Annotated in this window: 7 protein-coding genes and 1 tRNA gene; 6 read left to right on the top strand and 2 right to left on the bottom strand. The window is 63.3% G+C overall.

The genetic code is table 11. The annotated features are described in order from the left end of the window. The 6 genes from Q0S16_RS01205 to Q0S16_RS01180 form a co-directional block, all read left to right on the top strand. Positions 1-514, top strand: a 514-nt coding sequence (locus tag Q0S16_RS01205; protein ID WP_295844123.1) for a 3-oxoacyl-[acyl-carrier-protein] synthase III C-terminal domain-containing protein, incomplete at its 5' end; no start/stop codon positions are given. Between the two features lie 129 nt (positions 515-643). Then, positions 644-979: an integration host factor subunit alpha gene (locus tag Q0S16_RS01200; RefSeq protein WP_295844125.1), complete on the top strand. Its 336-nt coding sequence runs from the start codon at positions 644-646 to the stop codon at positions 977-979. Positions 980-1,022: 43 nt separating this feature from the next. Beyond that, complete coding sequence (locus Q0S16_RS01195; RefSeq protein ID WP_295844122.1) at positions 1,023-1,670, top strand: MerR family transcriptional regulator; 648 nt, start codon at positions 1,023-1,025, stop codon at positions 1,668-1,670. A 95-nt stretch (positions 1,671-1,765) separates the two neighbouring features. Next, positions 1,766-1,843, top strand: a tRNA-Pro gene (locus Q0S16_RS01190). A gap of 249 nt (positions 1,844-2,092) precedes the next feature. After that, positions 2,093-3,697 carry a hypothetical protein gene (locus Q0S16_RS01185; RefSeq protein WP_295844120.1) on the top strand — a complete coding sequence of 535 codons (1,605 nt, stop codon included), beginning with the start codon at positions 2,093-2,095 and terminating at the stop codon, positions 3,695-3,697. Positions 3,698-3,924: 227 nt separating this feature from the next. Further along, positions 3,925-4,158 (top strand): hypothetical protein, encoded by a 234-nt coding sequence (locus tag Q0S16_RS01180; RefSeq protein WP_295844118.1) that lies wholly within the window; start codon positions 3,925-3,927, stop codon positions 4,156-4,158. A gap of 64 nt (positions 4,159-4,222) precedes the next feature. On the opposite strand, the gene Q0S16_RS01175 is transcribed toward Q0S16_RS01180, so the two are convergent. Both Q0S16_RS01175 and Q0S16_RS01170 read right to left on the bottom strand, forming a co-directional pair. Next, positions 4,223-5,497, bottom strand: a complete 1,275-nt coding sequence (locus Q0S16_RS01175; RefSeq protein WP_295844115.1) for an O-antigen ligase domain-containing protein — start codon at positions 5,495-5,497, stop codon at positions 4,223-4,225. A 185-nt stretch (positions 5,498-5,682) separates the two neighbouring features. Continuing rightward, a partial coding sequence (locus Q0S16_RS01170) for a sugar transferase (RefSeq protein WP_295844113.1) occupies positions 5,683-5,986 on the bottom strand: 304 nt, incomplete at its 5' end.

The raw sequence follows: 5,986 nt of genomic DNA, 5'->3' as shown, positions 1-5,986 counted from the left end.
CACCTGCGTGCTGTTCGGCGATGGCGCCGGCGCCATCATCCTGGAAGCGCAGGAGCAGCCTGGCGAATCCACCGATCGCGGCGTCCTGACCACGCATCTGCGCTCCGACGGTCGCCACAAATCAAAACTCTATGTCGATGGCGGTGTGTCCTCGACCCAGACTACCGGTCACCTCCGGATGGAGGGTCGCGAAGTGTTCAAACACGCCGTCGGCATGATTACCGATGTCATTGTCGACGCCTTCCACGCCACCGGCGCCAATGCCGAGAGCATCGACTGGTTCGTGCCACACCAGGCCAACAAGCGCATCATCGATGCCTCCGCGCATAAGCTGCATATTGCACCGCAAAAAGTGGTGCTGACCGTCGACCTGCACGGCAATACCTCCGCCGCCTCGATTCCACTGGCGCTGTCGGTCGCGGTGCAGGACGGCCGCATCAAGAAGGGCGATCTGGTGCTGCTGGAAGCCATGGGTGGCGGCTTCACCTGGGGCTCGGCGCTGATCCGCTGGTAGCCGCGGCGCCAAAATTATCCCGCATTGTCATGGTCTTCGACGCAGTTGCATCGATGAGCGCTGTTGACCGGCGGGCGGTAACCTCATAATTTCTGACAAGAATTTGTTCGCCGGGAGTTGGGGCAGGCGATGACGGGTACGGGTAAAACGGTCACACGCGTCGATCTGTGCGAAGCGGTCTATCAAAAGGTAGGTCTGTCGCGCACGGAATCGTCTGCCTTTGTGGAACTGGTATTGAAGGAAATTACCGACTGCCTGGAGAAGGGCGAGACGGTAAAATTGTCCTCTTTCGGCTCCTTCATGGTCCGCAAGAAGGGGCAGCGGATCGGACGTAACCCGAAGACCGGCACCGAGGTGCCGATCTCGCCGCGCCGGGTGATGGTGTTCAAGCCGTCCGCGATTCTCAAGCAGCGAATCAACGGCGACCTCTCCGAGGCCAACGGCAAAGATACCCACGACGACTGAGTTTGACGTCGCCTGAGAGGTGACCATCCGGGAGATCCAGCACGTGGAAAAATCACCGGATGCGTTCCGAACCATCAGCGAGGTCGCTGACGACCTCGACATCCCGCAGCACGTGCTGCGGTTCTGGGAAACCAGGTTCACCCAGATAAAGCCGATGAAGCGATCCGGCGGCCGGCGATATTACCGTCCGGACGACGTCGATCTGCTGCGCGGTATCCGCCGATTGCTGTACGGCGAGGGCTACACCATCCGCGGGGTGCAGCGGATCCTCAAGGAAAACGGCATCAAAGCGGTGCAGCGGGTCGCCGACGGCATGTCGGGGGCGTCATTCGGCGCGATCGAGGACGAAATCAGCCGTACGCTGGCCGAGGATGATGACGACGCAGCGACCCCGCGCCTCGATATCAATGCCGATGAGGACGACGAGGACGGCGACGCGCCGCTGATTCCGGCGCCGACACGCAGCCTCGCGGCCCGAGCGGAAGATGTCGACGAGGAGGATGATGAAACCGACGATGACAGCGGCCCGATTGCCGGCATCGCCGGCCAGATGCGGTCGTTCGAAACCACGACCCGGCTGGAGAGCCTGCTCGCCGATCTGCTGGAATGCCGCGACTTGCTGAACGCGGCGATGCAGGAGCCGGACAGCGCCAGCGAGGCCTGGCACGACGCGTGGTCGTCGCCGGGCTGAGGAAGGCGCGAGCGTGGCACTGGTTTTGACGGGCTGCCAGATCATCATCAAGCCTTCTTGCGCAACGGGCGGATCAAAGCTACAGGATGCCACGGCGGAGCGTGGCGCAGCCCGGTTAGCGCACTAGTCTGGGAGACTAGGGGTCGGAGGTTCAAATCCTCTCGCTCCGACCATTTTTCCAAAACTCTTGATGACGGCTGTGCCGATTGCACTTGGCGTGCGTTCGCGTTCAGATGCGTTACACAGGAATGCATCCCTTTGCGGCCGCTTAACGCGGATTTCAGACAATCCTTGCGGTTTGTCGTGCGATCTCAGCACATGGCCATATTTGTCACGGCTCCGATCCGCGGCCGGCCGTCCATCTGCCGTTTTTCACGACACGCATTTTTGAAGCCACGTATTTTTTCAAGGCGCGCATTCTAATGACTGACTCAGCGATCGGCGGCGTGCGGCGGCTGCCGCAGACCGCGGCGATCGCCATCACCAGCCTCGTCGTGGCGATCTTCGTGTTTCGCGCGCTGCCGGGCCGGCTCTGGCTCGACGAACTCTACACCGTGACGCTGCTGCGGGCGGACAGCCTGTCAAAATTGTGGGCCGGAATCGTGCTCGGCCTCGACGGCAATCCGCCGCTCTATCTGACCGCCGCCTGGCTGGTCACGCAGGCGACGCCGTCTGCAATTTCCTCCGTGGTTATTCTGAAGCTGATCAATGTCGCTGTCACGATAGGCGCCCTCGCGGTGCTGTATTGCCTCGCGCGGCGCGTGGCGTCGCCGCTGGCCGGCTGGATCGCGGTGTTCCTGCTGGCCGCGCTGAACGACAATGTCGTGTTCGTCGCGCTCGAGCTGCGCGCCTATGCGCTGTATTTTCTACTCGGTATGCTCGCGGCGCTGTTCCAGCAGCGGCTCATCGAGCGCGGCCGGCTGTTCGATGTTGCGATGCTGGCGTTGCTCGATATCGCGCTGACGCTGGTGCATGGTTTCGGCATTCTGTATGTCGCGTGCATCTTTCTGGCTGGCGCGCTCAGCCATGTGCGGCGGGGCTGGCGGGCGACGCTGCCATCACTGTTGGCAACGCTGCCGGCCGTGGTGGCGCTGGCGTGCTGGATACCGTTCGTGATCCGGCAGACCGAAATCGTGCAGCCCTATAGCTGGATCTGGCCGCCCGGCGCGATGGATCTGGTGCTCAGCCTGTTTCCATCGCAGGCCGCGCTTTGGCTGGCGGTCGGCGAGGCCTATGGCATCGTGTTGCTGATGGTCTGGCTCCGTCGCCACGGGCTGGCCGCGCCGCCGCGTGCGATCGGGCTGGACGATCGCTGGCAGCCACAGCGCTATTTCGCGCTGCTGGCGCTCGGCATGGCCGGCATTGCCGGCTCGATCTGGGTGGTGTCGGTCGTCAATGTCCCGATCTTCGTGCCGCGCTATTTCGTGCCGCAGATGTTGGTCGGCTTCGCGTTGCATCTGTTGTGTGCCGAGTTGCTGATCCGCTGCGCGCGGCATCGTTTTCCGCGCCGTGACGCGGCGTTCGGCGCGATCGCCATCGTGGCGGCGCCGGCGCTGCTGGTCACGATGCTGCTGGTGCAAGATCCGTTGCGCGAGCGGATTCCCTGCCTAGATGCGCAAGGCGGACTGTTCGAAGCCGGTTTTGTCCACGGCGACATGCCGGTGATCGCCGATTCGCCGCATGTCTGGTTGCCGCGCGTGACCTATGCCGAACACGCCGATGCCTATCGCTTCCCGCTGGATTGGGAGGTGGTGATCAACTATCCGAACTGGGCGCGCGGCAACGCCATCGATTACAACATGATGCAGCGCATCGGGCGCTGGGCCGGGCTGTCATCGGTGATGCCGACCGCGGAGATCCTGAATGCCTATCCGGAATTCCTGGTGATCGAGTCCGGGCGGGCCTGGCTGCACCATCTACGGCAGACCCACGACATCACGGCCGAACGACTCGTCGAGGCGCGCGACGCCGGCGGCCGGCTGAGCTGTACGCTGTGGAAGGTCACGGGTGTTGGTCCGCGCCGGTAAGCTGCGATCAAAAGGAAATGGCCCGGAGCGTGAAAACTCCGAGCCATCTGACGCGGACGTACATCCGGTCCGCGTTTGGATGATTTCATCATGCGGCGTCGTGGTTAATTAAATATTACCTGCGATTGCCGTATTCGCCGGGATGTTTCCGGATATGACCGCCATCAAGCGGAACTATCGGGCCGGGTGCGACTTGATAGCGCACACTTTCAAGGAAGAGAGATTCAATGATCAAGACTTTCGCCGCACTCGCCGCCGCCGCGTTGCTGTATATCGCTGTACCGACCGCTCCGGCGGCGGCCCAGGGGATCAGCGTGCAGATCGGCAATGGTGGCCACCGCGGCTATCATGGTGGCGGTTACCGCCATGGCCGCAACGAATTCCGTCGCCCGATGCGTCGCGGCTGGGATCATCGTGGTCCGCGCGGCCCGCGCGGTCGCACCGTGATCATCAACCGCTGATCGGTTCAGTGTCTCGTAAAACAGCCCCGCGCAAGCGGGGCTGTTTTCGTTTGACGCGACGACATCAGCACGCGGTCGGAATTGGCTCCGGCAGCTTCGGTGATCGCCGGCTCGCCATGTATTGGTGAGTGGCGGCGAACATGCCCCACATCGCGCCCAGCATCATCCAGAAATGGCGCCAGTGGTCGGTATCGATGATGAAGGCTTCCCCGACCGTGCCGAGGAAGGCCGCGAATACCGCGAGATAGGGCCGCTGCCACGGAACACGCACGAAGATGTAACGGAACCCGAGCAGCGCGGTGGTGAAGACCAGCGCCGGATAGCAGATGCCGGAAATCCACCCGCCGGACATGAAGGCGTTCAAATAGGAATTGTGGGTATCCTCCGGAAAGAACCGGGTGAATTGCAGCGGGCCGATGCCGAACGGCAGATCGAGCGCCATTTGTGCGCCGAGCAGATGACGGCCGAACCGGCCAAAGCGTCCCTCGTCATATTTCTGGTCGAAACTGGCACGCTGCCTGAACATATCGGCGAAGAAATCGAACTGCAGCAGCAGTACCAGCGCCACCGTGATGACCAGCACCGCCAGCACCGCCATCCCGATGATGCGCGTGCGCTGCTTGTGCGACGGGCTGGTCAGCACCATCAGGAACAGCATGAAGGCCGAGGTGACGGCGAGCAGGCCCCAGGCGGCGCGGGAGAACGCCAGCAGCACGGCGAGCGCGATGATGCCAAGCGCGATGGCGCTGCGCAGCGATTTGCCGAACCCGTCGGACACCACGCCTTGCAGCGCGAACAGGGCCGGCAGCACCAGGAACGCGCCGAGCACGTTGGGGTCCTTGAAGGTGCCGGCGGCGCGGCCATACAGCGTGAACAATTCGCCGCCGCCCGGGATCAGATGCAGATAGCCGGCGATGCCGGACAGAGACGCCACCAGCGCGCCGGCGACCAGGCCCCGGCGCAGCAGATCGAGCCGCGCCGCGGTGTCCTCGGACAGCACCAGGGCGATGAAGATCGCCGTCGCCGCCATGTACCAGGACGTCAGGATCCAGTTGATGATCGGCGTCCGGTCGAGCAGATAGGCGGCGCAGATCGTGTAGCCGAGATTGACCAGGAACAGCAGCAGCAGCAGCGGCATGAATGCCAGCCGCATCCGCAGGCCGGTGGCGAAGAACACCACCATCGCGGTGAGGATGGCAATCTCGTAGGGGCTGGGTTCGATCAGCACGATGGCCCCGCCGAACCCGATCGACCACAGCAAGGCGCGCTGCAGCACCGCCACGGCGGGCGGAGCGGCGCGGTGGTCATAAAGCTGATCGGCCGCGGCGGTGATCGTCATAATGCCCCGACACTAGCGCGGCTGTGTTGACGAGTGGTGTAGGGGGCCGCCGCCAGCGTTGTCGCGTTCCCGGGAAGCGATGCCATCCGATGTATGGCTCCACTGAGCCGAAGCCCGCTTTTCAGCCAGCCGGGAAACGCAGCTTGACGGAACACTCTGGTCCGCGGCTGGCACGCCGCCGATCGCTAATACGCGTTTTCGTTCTTGGTCATCAGCGCGATCGGCGTCTTCACCAGGATATAGAGGTCGAACAGCACCGACCAATTCTCGATGTAGTAGAGGTCAAACTCGACGCGCTTCTGGATCTTCTCCTCGCTGTCGACCTCGCCGCGCCAGCCATTGACCTGGGCCCAGCCGGTGATGCCGGGCTTGACGCGGTGGCGGGCGAAGTAGCCGTCCACGGCCTCGTCGAACAGCTGGCTCTGCAGTCTGCCCTGCACGGCGTGGGGGCGGGGGCCGACCAGCGACAGGTTGCCCTTGAAGACGACG

This window comes from Tardiphaga sp. (assembly GCF_025356345.1).
Taxonomy (GTDB): domain Bacteria; phylum Pseudomonadota; class Alphaproteobacteria; order Rhizobiales; family Xanthobacteraceae; genus Tardiphaga.
This window is presented reverse-complemented; position numbering and strand designations above follow the sequence as displayed.